Below are 21,877 nucleotides of genomic sequence, written 5' to 3'. Positions count from 1 at the left end.
AGCATTGATGCACAAAGTAACAAAATAAAGAGAATATATATCGAAACTGAATGATTAGTGCATCAGATTCATTTATCTATACAAATATCTTATGTTTACTTAGTAAATTATATAAATTTTAAACTGACATGTTTTTATGAACAGGTTGAGGAACTTTTACGTAGTATCCGGTACCATCATAAGGGCGCTTACGTGGATTTGTTGTGCAAGCAGTAGAGCAGCACCCTTGTAATTCGTTGCCGCAATCATCGCATTGCGTAATGTGCTCGTTGCATTCCGGATTTGCACAGTTAATCATTTTTGGCGTTGTTTTGCCACAATTGTAACAAACCGAAACTACAGTTGGATTAACATCATTAACATCGACAGCTATTCGATTATCGAAAACGTAGCATTTGCCTTCAAAATCTTTGCCACCTGCTTCTTTACCATATTTAATAATTCCACCGTGTAATTGGTAAACATCTTCAAAACCATGATGTAAAAGTAGTGCTGAGGCTTTTTCGCATTTGATTCCTCCAGTGCAATAAGTTAAAATCTTTTTATCCTTATACTGCGCCAGTTGGTTTATTTGCTCTGGAAAATCGCGAAAATTTTCAATATCAAGCGTTATAGCATTTTTAAACTTGCCAAGGTTATGCTCGTAATTGGAACGCACATCTAAAATTACAACATCTTCATCATCCTTCATTTTCATAAAATCTACAGGTTCTAAATGTTTACCTGTTTTTTCATTCGGATTTATGATGGATGTATCGCGTAAGCCAGAGTGAACAATTTCAGATTTATAGCGGCAATGCATTTTCAAGAAAGAGAGTTCTTCAACATCATCAATCTTAAACTCAGTTTTTGCGAAACGGTCATCAGCATGAATGGCCTTCATGTAAGTTTCACAAGCTTCTGGAGTTCCGGAAACTGTTCCATTCAAACCTTCATCAGCAACGATAATTCGGCCAACTAAATCTAAAGATTTGCAAAATTTAAGGTGTTCTGCAGCAAATTGTTCTGCATCTGCTATGTAACTATAGCAATAGTAAAGTAGTGTTTGATATTTTTTCATAACGCTGTTGATACCGTTGCAAACGGCGTTTAAAGCGTGGCAAAGATAAGAAATTGAGTTGTAAGTTTTATGTTTTAGGTTATAAGTTTTAAAAAGCTTAGCACTTAATACGTAAAACTTATGACCTAAAACCTTTAAAACCCATACGCAATTCTAAAACCTTGCGTTAATTTTCGGCCACCATCATAAGCAAAGCCATAACTTGCTCTTAAAACCAGGCGTTGTAAGCCAAAATAAAACTCTTTGTAATTCCTTTTTTCTGGCGATGAAAGATAACCTCCACCAATAAATTCTTCAAGTTTCGCCTTGCGTAACAAAGGCACTTTGTTTATGAAGAAACCAGCAAAATTATGCTCTAAATGCGCTTCGAAATATTGTTTGTTTGTGCTGAATTGATAAAAATCAAGATATTGGAATTTTCTCAAATTTGGCGGAAAAAATGTTGAAATGTTACCAGAGAAATGCTTATAATCGGGGTAGTACATTTGTTTGTTGTTTACAAATTTACCTGCGCCAACCAAAAATGAAGTGTAGCCCCATAAGCCTAAACTAATTCTATCCTGATAAACTTCTGCTTTTATAAAGTCGTAATCAACATCACTATTTAATAAGTCTTTAAATCCTTTTTTGTAAAGGAAAGTTATTCTCGGGAATTTAGATTCAGTATAAAATTTCCCATCTGGCCTGGTTATATACTGTTGTCCGAATGTATAAGTTAAGCTTCCAGTTGCGCTAACGGAAGTATAAGTTGGAAACAATGGCGTTTCTGTTGCAGGCGTAAAAGGATTATTAGATGTAAATTCTAACTCCTTATTATCGAAAAATTTGAAATTTGAACTATTGGTTAGTGTATGGTTTCTAGCATAATCAAAACTTAATGAACCTTGTAAACCACTTGCTAATTCTCTGGTCGAATTTATATTAAAGAAACTTTTTTCGTAGAATTTAGGGAAATTCTTCTCATAAAGAAGCGAGTTAATGGTATTGCCAAGTAAAGACATCGAACCAAAATTGTTTAAATCGAAAATACCATTTCCAAACGATACGCCAACACTTGCTCTCTTAAGTGGGTCGTAGAAATAACTACCCGTTAAACTGCCCGTTAGTTTTTTGTTGGCAAAGCCATACCTCAATTCCGGACGAATGCTATAAGTTCTTCGGTTTTCAAAAACTTTTCTGAAGGTAACACCATATTTAATTGCAAAACCTTCTACCGTATTATAAAATATAGATCTAAGAATTGGATCGAATGTGTAATACTCTTTGTGGTAACGATCGTTAATACTGTAACCATTCAAAAGTAGCTTTCCTAAGCCAAATTTGTTATTATCTTTTTCTAACGAATCAAGATAAACTTTGGATTCTTTTCGCTTTGCGATACTATCTTTTACGATGTAATTTATTTTTTCATCTGGTGTTAAAGGAATGGGGCGGTTATTACTCCAATAAAGCGAATCCTTTTTATTAACCATTTCTGTAACCTTCAAAATTTCGCCACTAAAGAAGTTCTTCGGAAAAATTGGAGAGACTTCGTAGTTACTGTAAATTCCGACATAATAACCCGCAAATTTGAATCCTAAAACATTACCATTAAACTGAAAGTTAATGCTTGTTGGCATGTAAACATCTTTAACTTTAGTAAATTGCTGGTTGATGTTTAGCGTATCGATAAAATTAATTCCAGCGCTTTTGGTTAGGTATAAATCAGTATTATATATGCGCCAGCTTTCATCAATGATATATATAATCCCTCTAAAAACAGGGTCGTTAGCTCTACGCGGAATTACTTCAATTTTATTTATAGTTTCTCCGTTTTCTTTTGTTTCACCAAGATATTTGTATTTGTAGTAAAACATTGCGTTTTCTGCAATAGGCGATATAAATCCTCTAGAACTTAGTTTGTTTTCGAGCAAATAATTATCATAAAAATTAATAACTAAATCTGATGCCTTGTTAAAACTAAAGGCATTATTTCTTCCTGCAACTTTTGAAGAAATCATCTCTTCATGAACATCATTCGGTCTGCGGAAACTAAATTTACTTTGCGATTCTGATAAATAAATAATACCTTTTCGGTTAGTGTCAAGCTCCATTACTTTCCTAATATCCTGACCGAAGAACTTTTTAGGTGCACCATTTAAACGTTGCACACCTTTAATGTAAACATCGCAAGTAAAGGAATTAACCTCACTTAAATGTTGCTTTCTTGATGCAATTGCCTTTCGCATAATAGCGTAGGCTGGGTCTTCTGCATTTGCTCTAATCGTAACATTGTTTAGTGTAAAGCTTTCTGAACTTAGTGTTATGTTTACAGAAGATGAGCCATTAACGTTTACGATTTGTTCTTGCTGTTTGTAGCCTACTGCCCTAAATGTTAAGGTGTTTTGTCCCTTTGGTAATCTTAACTCATATAAACCATCAACATTAGCCGATGTGCCTTTTGTTGTGTTTTTTATGTAAACTGAAGCAAAAGGTATTGGTTGGCCCTCAATATCTTTTATTGTACCCGAAATTACAAATTGTTGTGCAATTACTGATTGAGTGAAAAATAAAAGGGAAGCGAGTGCGCACAGTTTGAACATAAATAAAACGAAGGCTAGTTAAGCTATAAATATCGAATAAGTTTTAACACTATACACATAGTGATGTGTTAAAGTTTGTTAAGTTGACTAAAAAATAATTTATCGGCCTTTTTTTAATTGATTTAAAGGCGATGTCTTTTAACAGAAATAACAAACGTTTGTTTTTGAAATATTAGTATTATGTAGTGTATTTTATCTGTTAGAGCTGTTTTTTTTATAACTTTGAGGGCAAAATCAACCGGTAAAACCATGTATAAAACATTACAACCAGTTCTTCAGAAAGAACTAGAAGAGATAGAAAACGCTGGCTTATATAAACGCGAACGCATTATCGTTACACCGCAAGGTGCCGACATTAAAGTTAGCGGTGGGGCAGAAGTGATTAACTTTTGTGCGAACAATTATTTGGGCCTGTCATCTCACCCAAAAGTAATTGAAGCGGCTAAAAATGCAATAGATAATCACGGTTATGGAATGTCTTCAGTGCGATTTATTTGCGGCACACAAGATGTACATAAAGAACTTGAAGCTAAAATTTCTAAATTTTTAGGCACTGAAGATACGATTTTATATGCTGCAGCTTTTGATGCAAATGGTGGTGTTTTTGAGCCCTTGTTTAATGCCGAAGATGCTATTATTTCTGATGAATTAAACCACGCTTCTATTATTGATGGTGTGCGTTTGTGTAAAGCACAGCGTTTCCGTTATAAAAATGCAGATATGGAGGATTTAGAAAAACAATTAATTGCAGCTAAAGATTGCCGACATAGAATTATAGTAACGGATGGCGCATTTTCTATGGATGGTTCTGTAGCACCGCTTGATAAAATTGCTGATTTGGCGGATAAATATGAGGCATTAATTATGATTGATGAATCACATTGCACTGGTTTTATTGGTAAGAACGGGAGAGGTACTCACGAACATTTTAATGTAATTGATAGAATCGATATCATAACTGGAACGTTAGGTAAAGCATTAGGTGGCGCATCTGGCGGTTTTACTTCTGGTAAAAAGGAAATTATCGAAATGCTTCGTCAGCGTTCTCGCCCTTATCTTTTCTCGAACACTTTAGCACCAGCAATTGCTGGCGCTTCTATTGCTGTTTTAGATATGTTAAGCGAAACCACATCTTTAAGAGATAAATTAGAAAGCAATACCAAATATTTCCGCGAAAAAATGACGGAAGCTGGCTTCGATATTAAGCCAGGTTTTCATCCAATAGTGCCTGTAATGCTTTACGATGCTAAAGTCGCTCAAAATTTTGCTGCAAAAATGTTAGAAGAAGGCATTTATGTAATCGGATTCTTTTATCCGGTTGTACCACAAGGAAAAGCACGTATTCGTGTTCAGCTTTCTGCCGGTCATGAGCAACATCATTTAGATAAGGCAATTGCTGCTTTTACAAAAGTTGGTAAAGAGTTGGGTGTAATTTAACTCCTATAAACGCTGAAAAATAAAATCAAAAGCCACTTCAAGTGGCTTTTGTCGTTTTGAGTTCATTTTCTTTAGCTATGATATAACAAACTCATATTTTGAACTGCCCGATACTAAAATTTTAGACAAATTACTTTATATTTGAAGCCATGTTACAGGATAAAATAACACAATACTCAGAAAAAATTAATGCTTTCGTTACCGAAAAAGCAGATGAATTAGAGCAATTCCGGATTAAATATTTGGGTAGCAAAGGTATTATTAAAGAAATTTTTGAAGAATTTAAAACCGTTTCAACTGAAGAGAAAAGATCTTTAGGAAAGGTTTTAAATGAATTTAAGCAACTTGCAGAATCAAAATATCAAAGTTTAAAAGAATCAACTGAAGCATCACAATCTCATGCTGCGGTTAATGAACAAGACTTAACTCTACCTGGTGAAGGTTTTGAAATCGGTTCGCGTCATCCTTTAGCTTTGGTTAGACGAGAAATTGTTGAAATCTTTGCTAAGCTTGGTTTTACCGTTGCCGAAGGGCCGGAGATTGAAGATGACTGGCATAATTTCTCGGCCTTAAATTTTCCTGAGGAACATCCTGCAAGAGATATGCAAGATACTTTTTTCATTAAAAAAGGTGGAGAAAAGGGCGATATTGCTTTACGTACACATACATCTTCCGTACAGGTGCGTATGATGGAGCAAGGTCAGCCGCCTTTCAGAGCAATTATGCCTGGTCGCGTTTACCGTAATGAGGCTATTTCGGCTCGTGCACATTGCTTTTTCCATCAAGTTGAAGGTTTATATGTTGATGAAAATGTATCGTTTGCAGATTTAAAGCAAACCTTATTTTATTTCGTTCAAGAACTTTACGGAGAAGGAACAAAAGTTCGTTTCCGCCCATCATATTTCCCTTTTACAGAGCCATCTGCCGAAATGGATATTTCTTGTACCATTTGTAAAGGAGATGGATGCCAGTTATGTAAATACAGTGGCTGGGTAGAAATTCTAGGTTGTGGTATGGTTGATCCAAATGTTTTGGAAAACTGTGGCATCGATTCTAAAAAATATAGTGGTTTTGCTTTTGGTATGGGTATAGAGCGTATCGCTAACCTTAAATATGTAATCAAAGATTTAAGGTTATTTTCAGAAAATGACGCTCGTTTCTTAAAGCAATATAAATCAGCCTTAATTTAATGGGAAAATACTTATTTAGCTTGTTATTTGTACTTGTATTATTTACAGGTTGCGGCAAAGATGCAAGTTATATACCCGAAGTTGCGGTAAATTTTAACTTGCCATTAGCCGACCCACGATTAAGCAGATTGAGTAGCCCTGGTGGTGCGGTTCTTATAAATGGATATGGTATTGCTGGTTTGGTTTTATATCGCCGCACAGATAATGGATACGTAGCCTTTGATCGTTGCAGCACGGTAAACCCTGAACAGAAATGTGCCGTTAATATTGATGATCCATCATTAACGGTTACTGATCCATGCTCCGGAGCTAAATTTCTTCTTGAAGATGGCAGTCCGGTAAAAGCTCCTGCTGTAAGGGCTTTAAAACAATATACAGTAGCCATCTCTGGCGCCAATTTACATGTAACCAATTAGAATGGAAGCCGAAAAAATTAAAGAAACCGTAAAAAAAGCAGCCAAAGAACTGTTTAGAAAGTACGGGTATCATAAAACCAGTGTAAATGAAATTGCCAAAAAAGCAAGGATAGCAAAGGCAACCATTTATAAATACTTCGAAAGTAAAGAACAGGTATTGGATAGTATTTTAATGGATTATCTTGACCAAAACTTACATGAAATTTTACAAAATAAGGTGAGCTATGCGTCAGAAGAAGAACATTTAAAGGCTTTAGTAATGAAAACCAGCCGACTTTCTTTTACAGCCTGTAACGAATTTATTGGCTGGGATTTCGTTCGTGAAAACGCTAATTCTCAAGAGTTTTTAAAACACCTTTCTGATCAACTTGAAGCTTTGTTACTTGCCGCTTATCTTCAATTGGATAATTTTAAAAATAATCCCGCCAGGAGAGAAGGTTTAGCTTTCTTACTTAAGGCAAGTAAAAGCATCGTATTTTCTTTCGCTTTTACTTCGGTAAGCGATTCTGATGTTCGTAAGAATTTTGTTAGTTTTCAGAAAGAGATTTTGCCGTTTTTGGTTAAAGCGGCTTTATAATACTTTATGCTCATAAAAAAACGGGATGTTGCCAAAAGCTACATCCCGTTTTTTTATTTATTGACTTTTAAAAATTTATTCCCACTTAAAAACCTTTACAGCTACTGCATAAATTCCTATTCCCCAAATAACCAATATCATAATCTGGAATTTCACATCCCACAAACCCAGACCTTCAAAAGCAACTTTTCGCATTGCATCGTTTAAGTAAGTAAGAGGTAAGGCTCTGCTAATTGGTTGTAGCCAACTTGGAAAAGCCTCAATTGAAAAAAATGTTCCTGATAGCAAAAATTGTGGTAATGTTACAATATTTGAAATTGGCGGAACCATACTTTCGTTTTTGGCAATGCCTGAAATGATGAACCCAAAGCCCATAAAAACAATTACCCCGAGCGTTGCAAGTAGAATCATATTAAGAACTGTGAGTGCGCCATGAACAAGGGTAAAGCCGAAAAAGAAGTGGCCTAATAAGATAATGAACAATGCTCCAATTAATGCAAATCCAATTCTTGCAATTCCTTCACCAATTACTATGCTCGAGCGTTTTACGGGAGTGGCAAAAAAACGTTTGATAACCAATGTTTGGCGCAAACTTAAAAACACAAATGCGGTGCCGAATACACCTGTACTTAGTAATGAAAAGCCAAGTTGGCCTGGTAAAATAAAATCTATTGTTTTGTATTCTCTGCCATGAACTGTACTTTCTTTAATCTCTGCTACTGATGGCTTTAGTTTTTGATCGTAAAAAAGGTTGTTTAATACTGATTTTAAAATATTTCCCTTATCCATAGATGCAGAAGTGTAGACAACATTAACGGAGTATGCGGCAGAATTAACTTTTTTATGCACATCTACCATTGCATCTACATTACCTTTTTCCAGTAATTTATCAAATTCTGCTTTTGATTTATCTCTTACTAATCGAATCATTCCAGTATTTTCCATAGTTGCGATTACCGGATTTTGGATATCAGAACCAGGGCTTATACCAACATCTATTTTAGTGCCACCACCACCCAAAAATCCAAATACTAAAATAAAGATTAAAGGAAATGCTAGTGTAAAAACCACTGCCGAAGGACTTCTCATTATAGAGCGGAAACTGGCTTTCGCTAAAGCTAAGGTAGCAGTTGTATTGCTGTATTTTTTCATTGACTATTTTTTAATAGTTGTAGTATTCTAAATTTTAAACCCGATTGAAGCGGCAGCTCCCGATTTTTCATCGGGACTATAGCGGAAAGCGGGAGCGACATTAATTTTTGTATTGTAAGTGCTTTTCAAAAAAAACTATTCTCTCCACTCTTTACCTGTAAGATTGATAAAGACATCTTCAAGATTTGCTTTCTTAACTTCTTTTTTGCGTTCGAAGCCACTGTTTACCAAATTGTCGATTAGGTTATCGGGCGTATCTAAAGCTATGATTTGCCCGCGTTCTACAAAAGCAACTCGGTCGCATAGTTGCTCAGCTTCATCCATGTAATGCGTGGTGATTACAACGGTTGTTCCATTAGCTCTTATCTCGGTTATCAAATCCCAAAGGTTTCGCCTGGCTTGTGGGTCTAAACCAGTTGTCGGTTCATCTAAAAAGATAATTTTAGGTTGATTTATCAACGTTGTTGCGATAGAAAAACGCTGTTTTTGTCCGCCGGAAAGCGCTTTATATTTTGCTTTTGCCTTATCTTGTAGATTTACTTTTTCGAGCATTTCCATCGGTTTAATGTTTGCTCCATATAAACCTGCAAAAAGTTCTATCAGTTCTACCAAATTTAAGTTTGGGTAATAACCCGCCGCCTGTAGCTGCACACCGATAATCTGTTTAATTTCGTGGGCTTGCTTGTCAACTGAAAAACCATCAACAATTATTTCTCCTGATGTTTTATCTCTAAGAGTTTCGATAATTTCTAATGTGGTTGTTTTTCCGGCTCCGTTCGGACCTAAAAGGCCAAAGATTTCGTTTTCATAAACTTCAAAACTTAAGTCTTGTACGGCTGCAAAATCATCGTACTTTTTTACCAGATTTTTTACGCTGATGATGGCTTTTTTTGTTTGCATATGCGAATGTAAGAAGCTTTAAATGAATAGAAAATGAATTTGGTAACAATAAGCGAAAATGTCGGTGAAATGATGTTTTCTGATAGGTGAAAAAGGGTTTAAACAAAATCTGCGAATCTTTAGCCCTAAAATAGCCACAGATTCGCAGATTTAAAAAATATTTTGCTTTAGTCTTTAAGCTTTTATCTTTTTGCTCTTTTTACCAAACTAGTTCGCCTTTCATTACCTCAACAAAATCATCGAAAAGGTAACGAGAATCATGCGGGCCAGGTGATGATTCTGGGTGATATTGTACAGAAAATGCTTTTTTACCTTTAACACGTATGCCTTCGATAGATTTATCGTTTAGGTTTACGTGAGTAATTTCAACTTTATCCGAATTTCTAACCTCATCAGGTACAACACCAAAACCATGATTTTGAGAAGTTACTTCGCAATGGTTTTTAATAATATTTTTAACAGGGTGATTTAAACCGCGGTGACCGTTAAACATTTTCATTGTTCCGATTCCGTTTGCTTCTGCCAATAACTGGTGGCCTAAACATATGCCGAACATTGGTTTATCAACAGCTAAAATTTCTTTAATGGTTTCTACTGCGTAAGGCATTACCGATGGATCGCCAGGACCGTTAGAGATAAAATAACCATCAGGATTAAATTTTTCCATTTCAGCAAAAGTTGTTTTTGCAGGGAAAACCTGAACATAAATATCTCTGTTTTCGAAACTGCGAAGTATGTTTTTCTTGATACCTAAATCCAAAGCTGCAACTTTTAAACTTGCATCTGGATTACCATGAAAATAAGGCTCTTTTGTACTTACTTTTGATGAAAGCTCTAAGCCCTCCATTGATGGAACTTCAGCTAACTTTTGTTTCAATTCTTCTAAATCAGTGATTTCGGATGAAATGATTGCATTCATTGCACCTTTATCTCTAATATGACGCACCAATGCACGGGTATCGATATCCGAAATGGCAACTAAATTATCATTTTGAAAATAATCCTGAATAGATTCTGTTGCTTGCTTGCGACTGTAAACAATGTTGTAATTTTTACAAACTAAACCAGCAATTTTAATCGAATCAGATTCAATTTCTTCTTTTTGGATACCATAATTTCCAATGTGGGAGTTTGTGGTAACCATTATCTGTCCGAAGTAACTTGGGTCAGTAAAAATTTCCTGGTAACCTGTCATACCTGTATTAAAACAAATCTCACCGGTTGTAGTACCAATTTTTCCGGCCGCTTTGCCGTAAAAAACCGTTCCATCGGCTAGTAATAAAATTGCAGGTAACTTGGTGTAGTTAGTCATGGTTAATACAATAAGAATTTTGATTTAAAAAAGAGTAGAAAAAAGGATGGCTTTCGGCATTTAAACCGTATTTGCATAAGGCAAAAAAAGATGAATAAATCCTTTCCATTTCGGGGTACAAAGATAGGATTTTATGGCGTAAAAGTTTAAATTTTTATTCAGTTTTTTGTTACATCACTAATAATTCAATATTATGACCAATTAAACTACTCGTTTTAGAATATAACTTTATATTTTTGGCATAACAAAAAGGAACCAATGTCGGTACATAAAGAAATTAAACGCATAACTACGCACATTTTACAAGAAATGAAACAGCGTGGCGAAAAAATATCAATGCTAACTGCTTATGATTATTCTATGGCAACCATTCTTGATGATGCCGGATTGGATGTTCTGCTTGTTGGTGATTCTGCATCGAATGTTATGGCTGGTCATGAAACAACATTACCTATTACCCTCGATCAGATGATTTATCATGCTGCATCAGTAATTAGAGCGGTTAAACGTGCTTTTGTTGTGGTTGATTTACCTTTTGGTTCTTATCAAGGAAATTCTAAAGAAGCCTTAAATTCTGCTATTAGAATTATGAAGGAATCTGGTGCGCATGGGGTAAAGCTAGAAGGTGGTGAAGAAATTATCGAATCTGTTCAACGTATAATAACAGCCGGTATTCCGGTAATGGGGCATTTGGGTTTAACACCACAATCGATATATAAATTTGGAACTTATACCGTACGTGCAAAAGAAGAAGAAGAAGCGAATAAACTTAAAACTGATGTTCTCGCCTTGCAGGCTGCGGGTTGTTTCGCCATTGTGCTTGAAAAAATTCCAGCCTCATTAGGTAAAGAAGTTTCTGAGAGTTTACATATTCCAACAATAGGCATTGGTGCAGGAAATGGTTGCGACGGGCAAGTTTTAGTAGTTAATGATATGATTGGGTTAACAAAAGGATTTAAACCGCGTTTCTTGCGCCAGTACATTAATTTATACGATGATATTTTAGGTGCAGCGCAGTCTTACATCCGGGATGTTAAAGCGAACGACTTTCCAAACGAAAAGGAACAATATTAGTCCCGGACTTAATGAACAATTAAATAATTAATCATTTAAACAGTTAAACACGCTTTGCCGATTACTGATAAAGACATACTTTTTGAAGATAACCACCTAATTGCAATAAGCAAACGGGCCGGAGATATTGTACAGGTTGATGAAACTGGCGATGAACCGCTTGATGAACAGGTGAAAAAATACATCGCTCAAAAATATAATAAACCGAATGGTGCTTTTTTAGGTGTTGTGCACCGTTTGGATAGGCCAGTTAGTGGTGTAATTCTTTTTGCAAAAACGAGTAAGGCTTTGGAGCGTATGAATGCTGTTTTCAAAAATCGTGAGGTTAAAAAAACGTATTGGGCAGTTGTTAAAAATAAACCTGAAAATCCATCAGGTACTTTAATTCATTGGTTGGTTAAAAATCCGCAGAAAAATGTGGTTACATATTATAAGACCGAGGTAACCGGAAGTCAAAGAGCTGAACTCTCTTACCGATTAATTGGGCAGGTTGGGGATTATTTTTTAATCGAAGTTGATCCATTAACTGGTCGGTCGCATCAAATTCGGGTTCAACTATCATCAATGGGTTGCCCAATTGTGGGCGATAATAAATATGGTTACCCAAGAGGTAGCAGAAAAGGAAGCATTTGTTTACACGCCAGAAGACTTCAATTTCTGCATCCTGTTAAAAAGGAACCTGTTAATATTTTTGCCAAATTACCTGTTGATGGATTTTGGGAAAGATTTGAAAATATGTAATTCTATTTACAATCAGTTTTTTCTAATACTATCGAATTACCATAGGTAAGCTTGCGGTAGTTTTTAAATTTAACAATATCTTTATCTTGATAGGTTTCACCATAACCTTCTAAAAATTTGTCCCCTTGTCTAATCCAGGCAACTTGCCTTTTAGACCATACACCTTCTGATTGAAATTTATAATCTACAATGATTGTATCACCAACGGTATAACCGTAAAAACTTCCTTCGTTTTTATCTTTACCATCAAGGTTGTAATTTAGTTTTCCTAGCACCTTGTTATCTCCGGTGCCATAAATCAAAAGTGAAACATTATCATTATTCTTACTGTATGTAAAACATTCATCCGGACTATTATACTTAACCACTTCATCGCTCATAATGCTCGAATCAACAGTAGTATATTTTTTACTATCACTTTGACAAGAAAATAAAAGAACAGAAATTGCTGCGGTAAGTATGAATATTCTCTTCATTGGTTTTTGCTTAAGGGATTTTATTTGAACTAAATTAGTTATTAAAACTTATTTTGGGAAAATTAACGTAATAATCGTGCCACTATTAATCTCTGACTCTATGTCAATTTCTATTTTATGAAACTTTGCAATACTCTGTACAATCGCTAAACCAAGACCAAAACCTTGTTCTTCATCATTTCCCCTCTTAAATCTTTCGAAAGCATCTTCAAGCAATTCTTTCGTCATTCCAATTCCGCTATCACTAACCTTTAGTCGATAGTTTTCATTTTCATAATTGCCGTAGATATTTATAGAACCACCTTTAATGTTAAATTTTACTGCATTATTAATAACGTTAATCAGTAAGGTATGAACTAAGGCTTTGTTTCCAATAAATTTTAAATTGGTAATTATATTCTGATTAAAGACCAACTTTTTATCTGATATTCTATCTTCGAGAACCTCATAAATATCATCCAATTCGTCCTCAAGATTAATCTCTTCAGTTTTTAAATATTGATTGTTTTCTACTTTTGAAATAAGTAGTAGGCTATTAATAATAACTTTTAAACGGTTAAGGGTTTTAAGTGATGCAAAAATTTTATTTTCATGTTCTACAGGTATATCAGGTGTGTTGAGCATATTCTCAAACCGTGTACTCAAAACCGAAATAGGCGTGAGCAGCTCGTGAGATACATTAGCAATGAACTGTTTTTCCAGTAAAAAAAGCGTGTTTATTCGCTTCATCAACGTATTAACACTGTTATCTAAAATCTTAAAATCATCTGTATTGGTTGGAATATTTTCATAATTGTATAAAGTTGGGTCGTTAACCCGATTAATTTTTTTATCAATTATTAAATAAAAAGGTTTAAGTAAAAAGTTTGTAAAGGCGAAATCGGTAACGAGGGTAATCAACAAAGAAATAACCAATACAATAAGCATGTAAAAACGGATGTAATTTTTGATGCCCTCCAACGCGGTCATACTTTCGCCGAGCTCTAATTTATACCAGTTTTCATGGTATTGAAAATTGTAATTTAGTATCCGATAGAATTCAATATCGCCTTCAATTTCTCGCTTTTCAGTAATGATATCGGCAGGCGTATCAATTTGTTTATCATCAATATCAGTTAGTATTATAAATTCTTCTTTCAGAATATTGTAATCGGTAAAACTCTCCTGATTACTCAATAAACTATCAATTTCTCTGGTATCCAGATGCTCAATAATCCGAGCTTTCTTTTTTAGTAAACGATTATCGAGTTGATTATAAGCTATTCTATCAAGTGAAAACAAAATTATAGCACCTAAAACTAAAATAATGGCAATTTTAGTAATGGCGTTATACAATGAAAACTTGACTTGTAACTTCATTAGTGATGGATGATGTTAGATGTAATATGGATAAATACCAGCAAAAATTAACTTAAAAGGTGATGGATAGTGTTAGATGTAATATGGATAATGGGATTTTATGCATTTACTAATTAATTACATAGATTTTGAGATTAAACAAGTTTCCACTTAGGCAGAGGCTCCGACTACGGTCTTCTCACTTCGGATTAACTAACAATTTATCCTGTAACCAATGCTTCTAACCGTTTCAAACCAATCGATTGGATTTACAGCTGCCAGTTTTTTTCGAAGGTTTTTAACATGCACATCAACAAAATTGGAATCTGAGTTTACTTCTAAAATATCGCCCCAAACATGTTCGGTTAAACTCATTCTGGAAACTACACGATTTTTATTCAGTACCAGATAATTAAAAATTTCAAACTCTTTTTTTGTCAGGTTTAATCGTTCTTCACCATACGATACCGTTCTATTTTGGATGTTAAATGCAAAACCATGAATGTTTACTTCATTTTTCTCCAGTTTATGTTTTCTCCTGATGATGGCATGCATTCTGGCCAATAACTCGTTTAATGAAAATGGTTTCGGTAAATAATCATCTGCACCTTCGTCCAAACCTTTAATTCTGTCGTCAACCGCACTTCTGGCTGTTAAAATAATTACAGCATCATCTCTATCTTTAAGCAATTTAAGCTGCTTCAACACTTCAAATCCATCACCATCTGGTAAACCTAAATCGAGTAAAATAAAATCATAACTGTTTACAAAAATCTTTTCTTCTGCCGATGCCTTTTTCCAGGCATGCTCAATAATAAAGCCTTCTTTGCTTAGAAATTCGTTCATTTCTAGCGCCAGGCTTTTCTCATCTTCAACAATTAGTACGTTCATTTTAAATCAAGTATTTAGTATCAAGTATAAAGATATGGCGTTTTTCATCTTCCATTTTTAACTTTAAGCTTTCCGCTTTCACCCACAACTAAACTAATATTTTTTAAAATAATACTGCAAGCTTCTTCAATTTCTTCTTTTGATATAATTAATGGAGGAGCAATACGCATAGAATTACTGCAATGCAAAAACCAATCTGATAATACGCCATCCAGAATACAAGCATCAATTATTTTTTTATTGATTTCAAAGCTTTCAAACTCCATCGCAAGCATTAAGCCCTTGCCTCTGATTTCTTTAATTGCCGGATGAACCAATAAGTTTCTAAAAAGTAATCCTTTTTCTTCAACTTCATCAACAATATTGTTATCAACTAAGGTACGCAAAGTGGCCAAACCTGCGGCACAACATACAGGGTGACCGCCAAAAGTGGTCATATGGCCGAGAATAGGGGAGTGCGAAAGCACCGACATAATTTCAAGCGAACTAATAAAAGCACCGATTGGCATTCCGCCGCCAATGCCTTTTGCTAAAAGTAAAACATCGGGAACAACATTGTAATGCTCAAAGGCAAACATTTTTCCACTTCTGCCAAAGCCCGATTGTATCTCATCAAAAATTAAAAGTGTTCCGGTTTCTGTACATTTGGTTCTTAAAGCTTGCATATAAGCTAAATCAGCAACTCTAATTCCAGCTTCGCCTTGTATTGGTTCTATAAAAATTGCTGCAATATCTTCAGTAATTTTATCTAAATCACTCAGCTTATTATGCTCAATAAAGCTAACATTTGGTAAAAACGGACCATAACCAGATGAATAAAAATCGCTTTCCATTAAACTCTCCGCACCCTGTGTACTACCATGGTAAGCATTTTTACAAGCAATGAAGCCTTTTCTACCGGTATAACGCTTGGCTAATTTCATTGCACCTTCAACAGCCTCCGTTCCAGAATTTAGAAAATAAGTGCAGCTTAGGCTTTCTGGTAAGATATCTGCAAGTGCCTTAGCAAAGTTAACCTGTGGCGTTTGTACATATTCACCGTAAACCATTAAATGCATATAAGTTTCGGCCTGCTCTTGTATGGCTTTAACCACTATCGGGTGGCAATGGCCAACATTACTTACACCGATACCGGCAATCAGGTCTAAATGTTTTTTATCAGCAGAATCATAAATATAAACACCTTTGGCCCTTACAAATTCGAGCATTATAGGTTCTGGAGAGGTTTGTGCATTATGTTGTAAAAACAACTGTCGTTGTGTAAGCATTGCGCAAATTACGCAAATGATGTGAATAGCTGTTTAAGCTTCGTTGTTTTTTGATGCAACCTTAACAAATCTATTTCTGTAATTTCTACCAATGGGTATTTTAATATTATTAACCATTAATATTTCTGCATTTCCTAAAATTTTTATAAATGTTTTCGATACAATAAAAGAACGGTGTACTTTAATAAAGTTTTCATCGGTAAACAGTTTACTTAGCTTGGCAAAACTTTGGTCGCTTAAAATTTGATTATCTATAGTTTGAATTTTTGTATGGCGCACCTGACTTTCAATAAAAATAACCTCGTTAAATTTTATATTAAATTTCTTTGCTCTATTGCCTGGCTGTTTAATTAAAAATGACTCTGTTTTTGGTGTAATAGAAGGTTGCTCTAAAACTTTCGTAACCAAATTATCGAATTTCTTGTAAGATACGGGCTTTAGCAAAAATGCGGCTTCTAGCTCAATAGAATCATAAGCGTAATTTTTATGGGCAGTTACAAATACAATTCTTTTTGCTTTATGTCCAATTAGTTTTGCCAGTTCTAATCCACTCATTTCCGGCATATCTATGTCTAGAAAAATTATATCTACGGCTTCTGCTTTATTAATGTAACCAAGTGCGGATAACGGATTAGCAAAGGTTTTTAGTAATGTTAAATTTGGTTTTAAACTGATGTAATCTTCTAAAATTTCGAGTGCAGATGGTTCATCATCTACAGCATAACAAGTAAACATATTTTCCTTAATTGAGCATAAATTTGGATTAAACTACTAAGGAATGATTGTAACAAAACTATTGAAATAAAATTATTTAATCAAAAATAAATATTTCGATTAGGCAGTTTAAAAATCAAAATATGTCGTTCATGACATGGCATGTGTCGTTCATGACATGGGAGATGCTGTTGGTGCAAAAAGTTTTATTTTAGTTTTTTTTGAAAGAGGTTTGAGGCAATTAATTAAATATAAACCTTTAACAAAAAACAATGAAAAAATTATTATTTATTGGAATGATGTGCTTTGCGAGTTTTGGTGCGTTTAGTAAAACTGAAGAAATTGTAAAATTTCAATGCACAGCTCATTATTATCGTCATCATTTCGTGGGAGGAAGGGAGTATCTAATCTATACAGAATTTACCGCAGGCACATGTGCAGAAGCGATGCAAGCAGCAAAAAATATTGCAAATGAGATAATTGAAGAAGCCTTTTAATTTTTACTGTAGTTAGAGTTATTGCTAACTACAGTAACATTTTATTTGCTGTTAAAAAAGATAGAATAACAATATATATAAATGAAAATTATAACAATTATAATAATCACGCTTTTCAATTTTAATTTACAAGCTCAAATTAAAGGGAAACTAACATATAAAATTATTAAAAATGATAAGAAAATAGGGTTAAGAGAATCTGAATCGATTATCTATTTTAATGGAAAATCATCTATCGAATTTCCTTTTAAGAAAACTTTGGAAGAGATGAAGTTTAAAAGAGAAGAAAATCATGATTATACAATTGCGAGTAATATAAAACCGTCTTTTATTTATAAAAATTTTTCTAGAAGGAATATTTTTTTTGATGGAATAGTTGGTTTTAAGCCTTACTTGGCTTCTGACAGTATCCCAAATTTTAAATGGAAAATAACTAAGGAAAGGGGTAAGGTTTTGAATTACAGTTGTACAAAAGCCGTAGCGAAATTTAGAGGTAGAACTTATACTGCCTGGTACACTGATGAAATATCAATTCGTAATGGGCCTTGGAAATTTTGTGATTTGCCGGGTTTAATTATTAAAGTCAACGATGAACAAGGAATATTTACTTATATCTTGAGTGGTATCGATATTAAATCTAAATACGATGAAAGCATTATATCAGTTCCCAAAGCATATGAAAAAGATAAAGTGATTTCATATAGTGAATATGTTTTACGTTCAAAGAAAAAGGCATTGGATTTCCTAAAATTATCAAAGGTAACCCAAACTAGCGCAGATGGTAGTTCCGGTTCTGTTACAATATATCAAGCTGAAGAAATGGAAAAATTCTAAATGAAAAATATTCTTACTACCTATTTATTGCTTTTTCTAATATTTCCTTGTTTTGCACAAATGGAGGGGGTATTAAATTACAAATTGAATACTAGAAACTCTATTGGTTCTAATGAAGTAAATATGGTTATCTATTTCAAAGGCACTAAATCTATAGAATTTGGTGTGCCAAAAAATGTTGAGCGATCTTCATCAAAAATATCTGAAACAGAATACCAAGAGGTTGCAGTAATTAAAGCTAAAAAGCGTTCATTTATCTACAAGGATAGAAATAAAAAGGTTCTATTGCTTAGTGAAAATATAATGTCTAAGTTATACCTTATTTCAGATACATTAAATAATTTCAAATGGAAAATTACTTCTGAACATAAAAATATTCTTGGCTATAATTGCGCCAAAGCAACAGTTAATTTTCGAGGTAGAGTTTATACTGCATGGTTTGCCGAAGGTATTGCTTTACCTTTAGGTCCATGGAAATTTGGCGGCTTGCCAGGTTTAATTATAAAAGTAAGTGATAAACAGGAAAAATTTGTTTACGAATTAACAGGAATTGATTTAAAAGAAAAGGTTGATAAAGATATTTTAAATGTGCCTAAAGATTATAAGGATGATAAACCTTTGCTCCATTCAGAATTTATTGCTATTTACAACAAGAAAGTAGCTGATTTTGCCAAAATGAGCAATGTTGTTCAAACATACCCTACTGGCGGTAGCGGAACAGTTACAATTACTTTGCCCGAAAAACAAGAAAAATTTTAATGCTTAAAAGTGCACTTTCTTGTTTTATCTGTCTTTTCACTTTAAATAGTGTTGCGCAAACTACCAAAATCAGTGGTTTTGTAAAATCGGGTAGTCAGCAACTTTCTTCGGCATCTCTACAGTTAAAATCTTTTACCGATGAAGAAGTAATACTCTACAGCTTTGCCGATGAGAATGGCGCTTATCAGCTTTCTGGCAGCCTTAGTTCGTCTGAAAAATTTATACTTATCGCTTCGTACATTGGTTATAAAAGAGATACTTTGATTTTAAGCAGAACACTTTTGGTTGATAAAACCTTTAGCCACGATTTCAATTTACAGGAAGATAAAAAGCAGCTTGATGAAATATATATAAAGGCACCACCTGCAGTCACAGTTGATAACGATACCACGAAATACAACGTTAAACAATTTACCAGCCCTGATGATAGAAATCTGGAAAGTGTTATCAAGAAAATGCCGGGTATGGAAGTAAACAAAGACGGAACGATATTTTTCAAAGACAAAAAGATTAGTAAAGTTTTATTGGAAGGTGATGATTTAACTGGCGAAGGTTATAAGGCAATAACCAAAAATTTAAAGCCCGAATTTGTTGAAGAAGTACAAGCGTTGGAGCATTACGTGGAAGATGACTTGCTAAAAGGTATTATCAATAGTGACGATATAGTACTAAATTTAAAAATTAAAGATAAGAAAGCGAAAAAGGTTTTGGGTAGTATAGATGCAGGTTTAGGCACAATTGATAGGCGGCAAATTTCTACAAATCTTATTTCATTTATTAACAAAACCAAGGCTTTTGCTTTTGCAAATCATAACAACATAAGTAATCAATCAACAGCAAACCTTTTAGATTTGGTTGATGAAAACCGAGCCTTTACTGGCAATAATAAAATTATAAGAAATGATGTTAATGCTGCTAATCCATTTGATGATAAACTTAATGCGATAAGCCATACAACACAAGGAAGTTTAAATGCCATAACTCGGCTGAGTGATAAATTTAAAATTAGTTATGCGCTATTTTACTCCCGAAATAAATTGTTTGGAGAAACTGCCCAGCAAAATGTATTTTTTAGTACTAACGAAGTTTCGTTAGCAACTAACGATAGCAGAAATAGTTTAGTAAATACGTTAAAGACAGATTTTAATGCAGACTATTTGGTAAAAAGTAATGCTCGTTTAACATCAAAATTTTCTTACAGGCAAGAACCAAAATACTTTAATAGCACTGCGTTTTCTACATTTAATAATATTGTTGGGGATAGTGTTTTACAATATCAATATGATGCTGATAAAACTTTTAACGGATTCTTGAAATATACAGTAAAACAAAATAAACGTACTGCTTATTTATTTTCTGCAAAAATTTTGGCCGATAATGTAAACCAGAATTATAATGTAAGCTCAAATTTGTATTACACCATATCGATTTTCAATAATTCAAATAAGCTATTTCAAGAAGTTAATAACTTAAACTTTAAACTTAAATTAGATGCAGAAGCGCTTAAACGGTACAACACCAGTTTTTGTATTTCAATTTTGGCAATGAAATAAACAGGTTAAAACTAAACACAAACCTGCTTAATCAAAATGGTAATTCAGTTGGTAGAAACTATGTTAATAGCAGTTTATTTAGTATCAATCAGACATACTTCAGCACAAAATATGTTTATGATAATCGAACCATAAAAGTTACCGCACAATTAAAATCTACTTTACAATTGTTGCAAAATTTGGGTAAGGATAGTACATATATAATTTTAGAGCCAATGTTTGCATTGGCCTATAAATTTAATCAAACTCAAAATTTATCTTTTTCTTACGGATATAGAAACAACAATCCGCAACCCATTGAATATTATGAAAACTATATACTTACGGGTATTAGAAATTTCAATAGCGGATTAACAAATTTTTATAATTATAATGCCCATTCTGCTTTAATAAATTATGGCTTTAATGATTTTGCGAATAGCTTTTTTAATTTGAATGTTGGGTTAAACGGAAGTTATAGCAAGTATGGCTTTCTATATACCAATTTTTTTAATAACAACCTTAATTATTCCGAAAAGCAACCCTACAAAGGCATTGCTGCATATGGAGGAAATGTGAATGCCAAAAAGTTTTTTCCCATTTTTAGTTTAAATGTTACTGCAACTTACGCTCCATCGATAACAAATTATTATGCTAATGTTAGCGGTGGAGCCAAAAAATATAAAGCGATTAATCAAGCGGTAAGTTTTAAGATTAATACTGGATTTGATTTGCCTGTAAACTTTGGTATAGGTACAGAATTTCTCTTTAGCAAGACACTTAGCGAAGGAAACTTAGTCGCTCAAAACAATATGTATAAAAATTATTTGGAATATAGATATAAAATAAACCGTCGAATTTTTAATACAGCTTGTTATAGCTTGTATCGGATGAATAATCAAAGTTTTAATTTAATAGATACCGAACTCCAATACAATCCATTAAAAGGAAATTTTAAGTATAGTTTGCAAGGAAAAAACTTGGCAAATTTAAAGGCATTTACCAGTGCAAATATCAATGAAATTTCTTCATCCAGATATGCTTCAACAGTACTTGGCAGATATGTAATGCTAAATGTATCCATGTCGATAAAATAGTTCACTAATAAAAAAGACCTTGCGTTCGGC

21 protein-coding genes are annotated in these 21,877 nt (G+C 33.8%); 11 read left to right on the top strand and 10 right to left on the bottom strand.

What is annotated here, in order from left to right; genetic code table 11:
* Positions 1-118: 118 nt before the first annotated feature.
* Both trhO and QWY86_RS09105 read right to left on the bottom strand, forming a co-directional pair.
* On the bottom strand, positions 119-1,060 hold the full coding sequence (gene trhO / locus QWY86_RS09110; protein WP_290241121.1) for an oxygen-dependent tRNA uridine(34) hydroxylase TrhO: 942 nt from the start codon (positions 1,058-1,060) through the stop codon (positions 119-121).
* 134 nt (positions 1,061-1,194) lie between these two features.
* Entirely contained in the window at positions 1,195-3,642 is a 2,448-nt protein-coding gene (locus QWY86_RS09105) for a DUF5686 and carboxypeptidase regulatory-like domain-containing protein (RefSeq protein WP_290241119.1), read from the bottom strand.
* A gap of 249 nt (positions 3,643-3,891) precedes the next feature.
* Between QWY86_RS09105 and kbl the strand changes: the two genes are divergently transcribed.
* From kbl to QWY86_RS09085, 4 genes are all read left to right on the top strand, one after another.
* On the top strand, positions 3,892-5,079 hold the full coding sequence (kbl, locus tag QWY86_RS09100) for a glycine C-acetyltransferase (protein WP_290241118.1): 1,188 nt from the start codon (positions 3,892-3,894) through the stop codon (positions 5,077-5,079).
* A gap of 149 nt (positions 5,080-5,228) precedes the next feature.
* Positions 5,229-6,269, top strand: a complete 1,041-nt coding sequence (gene pheS, locus QWY86_RS09095; protein WP_290241115.1) for a phenylalanine--tRNA ligase subunit alpha — start codon at positions 5,229-5,231, stop codon at positions 6,267-6,269.
* On the top strand, positions 6,269-6,685 hold the full coding sequence (locus QWY86_RS09090) for a Rieske (2Fe-2S) protein (RefSeq protein ID WP_290241113.1): 417 nt from the start codon (positions 6,269-6,271) through the stop codon (positions 6,683-6,685). Before pheS ends, QWY86_RS09090 begins: the two co-directional genes overlap by 1 nt.
* 1 nt (position 6,686) lies before the next feature.
* Entirely contained in the window at positions 6,687-7,262 is a 576-nt protein-coding gene (locus tag QWY86_RS09085) for a TetR/AcrR family transcriptional regulator (RefSeq protein WP_056870108.1), read from the top strand.
* A gap of 75 nt (positions 7,263-7,337) precedes the next feature.
* Here the strand turns inward: QWY86_RS09085 and QWY86_RS09080 are convergent, their stop codons facing one another.
* The 3 genes from QWY86_RS09080 to carA all read right to left on the bottom strand — a co-directional run bounded on the left by QWY86_RS09080 (position 7,338) and on the right by carA (position 10,626).
* A complete protein-coding gene (locus QWY86_RS09080) occupies positions 7,338-8,414 on the bottom strand; it encodes an ABC transporter permease (RefSeq protein ID WP_290241107.1) in 1,077 nt (358 codons plus the stop codon).
* A 135-nt stretch (positions 8,415-8,549) separates the two neighbouring features.
* Entirely contained in the window at positions 8,550-9,314 is a 765-nt protein-coding gene (locus QWY86_RS09075; RefSeq protein WP_290241106.1) for an ABC transporter ATP-binding protein, read from the bottom strand.
* A gap of 199 nt (positions 9,315-9,513) precedes the next feature.
* Entirely contained in the window at positions 9,514-10,626 is a 1,113-nt protein-coding gene (carA, locus tag QWY86_RS09070; protein ID WP_290241104.1) for a glutamine-hydrolyzing carbamoyl-phosphate synthase small subunit, read from the bottom strand.
* A gap of 258 nt (positions 10,627-10,884) precedes the next feature.
* On the opposite strand from carA, the gene panB reads away from it, so the two are divergent.
* Together panB and QWY86_RS09060 are read left to right on the top strand one after the other, a co-directional pair.
* A complete protein-coding gene (panB, locus tag QWY86_RS09065; RefSeq protein WP_290241101.1) occupies positions 10,885-11,700 on the top strand; it encodes a 3-methyl-2-oxobutanoate hydroxymethyltransferase in 816 nt (271 codons plus the stop codon).
* Positions 11,701-11,754: 54 nt separating this feature from the next.
* Positions 11,755-12,441: an RluA family pseudouridine synthase gene (locus tag QWY86_RS09060; protein WP_290241099.1), complete on the top strand. Its 687-nt coding sequence runs from the start codon at positions 11,755-11,757 to the stop codon at positions 12,439-12,441.
* Positions 12,442-12,443: 2 nt separating this feature from the next.
* On the opposite strand, the gene QWY86_RS09055 is transcribed toward QWY86_RS09060, so the two are convergent.
* From QWY86_RS09055 to QWY86_RS09035, 5 genes are all read right to left on the bottom strand, one after another.
* A complete protein-coding gene (locus tag QWY86_RS09055) occupies positions 12,444-12,917 on the bottom strand; it encodes a hypothetical protein (protein ID WP_290241097.1) in 474 nt (157 codons plus the stop codon).
* Positions 12,918-12,965: 48 nt separating this feature from the next.
* Complete coding sequence (locus tag QWY86_RS09050) at positions 12,966-14,276, bottom strand: sensor histidine kinase (protein WP_290241095.1); 1,311 nt, start codon at positions 14,274-14,276, stop codon at positions 12,966-12,968.
* Positions 14,277-14,468: 192 nt separating this feature from the next.
* Positions 14,469-15,146 carry a response regulator transcription factor gene (locus QWY86_RS09045; protein ID WP_290241093.1) on the bottom strand — a complete coding sequence of 226 codons (678 nt, stop codon included), beginning with the start codon at positions 15,144-15,146 and terminating at the stop codon, positions 14,469-14,471.
* Positions 15,147-15,190: 44 nt separating this feature from the next.
* Positions 15,191-16,414 (bottom strand): aspartate aminotransferase family protein, encoded by a 1,224-nt coding sequence (locus tag QWY86_RS09040; RefSeq protein ID WP_290241091.1) that lies wholly within the window; start codon positions 16,412-16,414, stop codon positions 15,191-15,193.
* Between the two features lie 33 nt (positions 16,415-16,447).
* On the bottom strand, positions 16,448-17,149 hold the full coding sequence (locus QWY86_RS09035) for a LytR/AlgR family response regulator transcription factor (RefSeq protein WP_290241089.1): 702 nt from the start codon (positions 17,147-17,149) through the stop codon (positions 16,448-16,450).
* A gap of 251 nt (positions 17,150-17,400) precedes the next feature.
* On the opposite strand from QWY86_RS09035, the gene QWY86_RS09030 reads away from it, so the two are divergent.
* The 5 genes from QWY86_RS09030 to QWY86_RS09010 all read left to right on the top strand — a co-directional run bounded on the left by QWY86_RS09030 (position 17,401) and on the right by QWY86_RS09010 (position 21,847).
* Entirely contained in the window at positions 17,401-17,625 is a 225-nt protein-coding gene (locus QWY86_RS09030; protein WP_290241087.1) for a hypothetical protein, read from the top strand.
* Positions 17,626-17,706: 81 nt separating this feature from the next.
* Positions 17,707-18,459, top strand: a complete 753-nt coding sequence (locus QWY86_RS09025) for a GLPGLI family protein (RefSeq protein ID WP_290241086.1) — start codon at positions 17,707-17,709, stop codon at positions 18,457-18,459.
* Positions 18,460-19,218 carry a GLPGLI family protein gene (locus QWY86_RS09020; RefSeq protein WP_290241084.1) on the top strand — a complete coding sequence of 253 codons (759 nt, stop codon included), beginning with the start codon at positions 18,460-18,462 and terminating at the stop codon, positions 19,216-19,218.
* Positions 19,218-20,771, top strand: a complete 1,554-nt coding sequence (locus tag QWY86_RS09015) for a hypothetical protein (protein ID WP_290241082.1) — start codon at positions 19,218-19,220, stop codon at positions 20,769-20,771. Before QWY86_RS09020 ends, QWY86_RS09015 begins: the two co-directional genes overlap by 1 nt.
* Entirely contained in the window at positions 20,744-21,847 is a 1,104-nt protein-coding gene (locus QWY86_RS09010; protein WP_290241080.1) for a hypothetical protein, read from the top strand. Before QWY86_RS09015 ends, QWY86_RS09010 begins: the two co-directional genes overlap by 28 nt.
* Positions 21,848-21,877: the final 30 nt, after the last annotated feature.

The sequence above is a fragment of the Pedobacter aquatilis genome, assembly GCF_030409415.1.
Taxonomy (GTDB): domain Bacteria; phylum Bacteroidota; class Bacteroidia; order Sphingobacteriales; family Sphingobacteriaceae; genus Pedobacter; species Pedobacter aquatilis.
Note: the sequence above shows the minus strand (reverse complement) of the source record. Positions and strands in the feature narration are given on the sequence as shown.

What these genes read in the sequence shown, in the direction of transcription:
- trhO (WP_290241121.1), bottom strand. Translation starts at nt 1,060, where the DNA reads ATGAAAAAATATCAAACACTACTTTACTATTGCTATAGTTACATAGCA.
- QWY86_RS09105 (WP_290241119.1), bottom strand. Translation starts at nt 3,642, where the DNA reads ATGTTCAAACTGTGCGCACTCGCTTCCCTTTTATTTTTCACTCAATCA.
- kbl (WP_290241118.1), top strand. Translation starts at nt 3,892, where the DNA reads ATGTATAAAACATTACAACCAGTTCTTCAGAAAGAACTAGAAGAGATA.
- pheS (WP_290241115.1), top strand. Translation starts at nt 5,229, where the DNA reads ATGTTACAGGATAAAATAACACAATACTCAGAAAAAATTAATGCTTTC.
- QWY86_RS09090 (WP_290241113.1), top strand. Translation starts at nt 6,269, where the DNA reads ATGGGAAAATACTTATTTAGCTTGTTATTTGTACTTGTATTATTTACA.
- QWY86_RS09085 (WP_056870108.1), top strand. Translation starts at nt 6,687, where the DNA reads ATGGAAGCCGAAAAAATTAAAGAAACCGTAAAAAAAGCAGCCAAAGAA.
- QWY86_RS09080 (WP_290241107.1), bottom strand. Translation starts at nt 8,414, where the DNA reads ATGAAAAAATACAGCAATACAACTGCTACCTTAGCTTTAGCGAAAGCC.
- QWY86_RS09075 (WP_290241106.1), bottom strand. Translation starts at nt 9,314, where the DNA reads ATGCAAACAAAAAAAGCCATCATCAGCGTAAAAAATCTGGTAAAAAAG.
- carA (WP_290241104.1), bottom strand. Translation starts at nt 10,626, where the DNA reads ATGACTAACTACACCAAGTTACCTGCAATTTTATTACTAGCCGATGGA.
- panB (WP_290241101.1), top strand. Translation starts at nt 10,885, where the DNA reads ATGTCGGTACATAAAGAAATTAAACGCATAACTACGCACATTTTACAA.
- QWY86_RS09055 (WP_290241097.1), bottom strand. Translation starts at nt 12,917, where the DNA reads ATGAAGAGAATATTCATACTTACCGCAGCAATTTCTGTTCTTTTATTT.
- QWY86_RS09050 (WP_290241095.1), bottom strand. Translation starts at nt 14,276, where the DNA reads ATGAAGTTACAAGTCAAGTTTTCATTGTATAACGCCATTACTAAAATT.
- QWY86_RS09045 (WP_290241093.1), bottom strand. Translation starts at nt 15,146, where the DNA reads ATGAACGTACTAATTGTTGAAGATGAGAAAAGCCTGGCGCTAGAAATG.
- QWY86_RS09040 (WP_290241091.1), bottom strand. Translation starts at nt 16,414, where the DNA reads ATGCTTACACAACGACAGTTGTTTTTACAACATAATGCACAAACCTCT.
- QWY86_RS09035 (WP_290241089.1), bottom strand. Translation starts at nt 17,149, where the DNA reads ATGTTTACTTGTTATGCTGTAGATGATGAACCATCTGCACTCGAAATT.
- QWY86_RS09030 (WP_290241087.1), top strand. Translation starts at nt 17,401, where the DNA reads ATGAAAAAATTATTATTTATTGGAATGATGTGCTTTGCGAGTTTTGGT.
- QWY86_RS09025 (WP_290241086.1), top strand. Translation starts at nt 17,707, where the DNA reads ATGAAAATTATAACAATTATAATAATCACGCTTTTCAATTTTAATTTA.
- QWY86_RS09020 (WP_290241084.1), top strand. Translation starts at nt 18,460, where the DNA reads ATGAAAAATATTCTTACTACCTATTTATTGCTTTTTCTAATATTTCCT.
- QWY86_RS09015 (WP_290241082.1), top strand. Translation starts at nt 19,218, where the DNA reads ATGCTTAAAAGTGCACTTTCTTGTTTTATCTGTCTTTTCACTTTAAAT.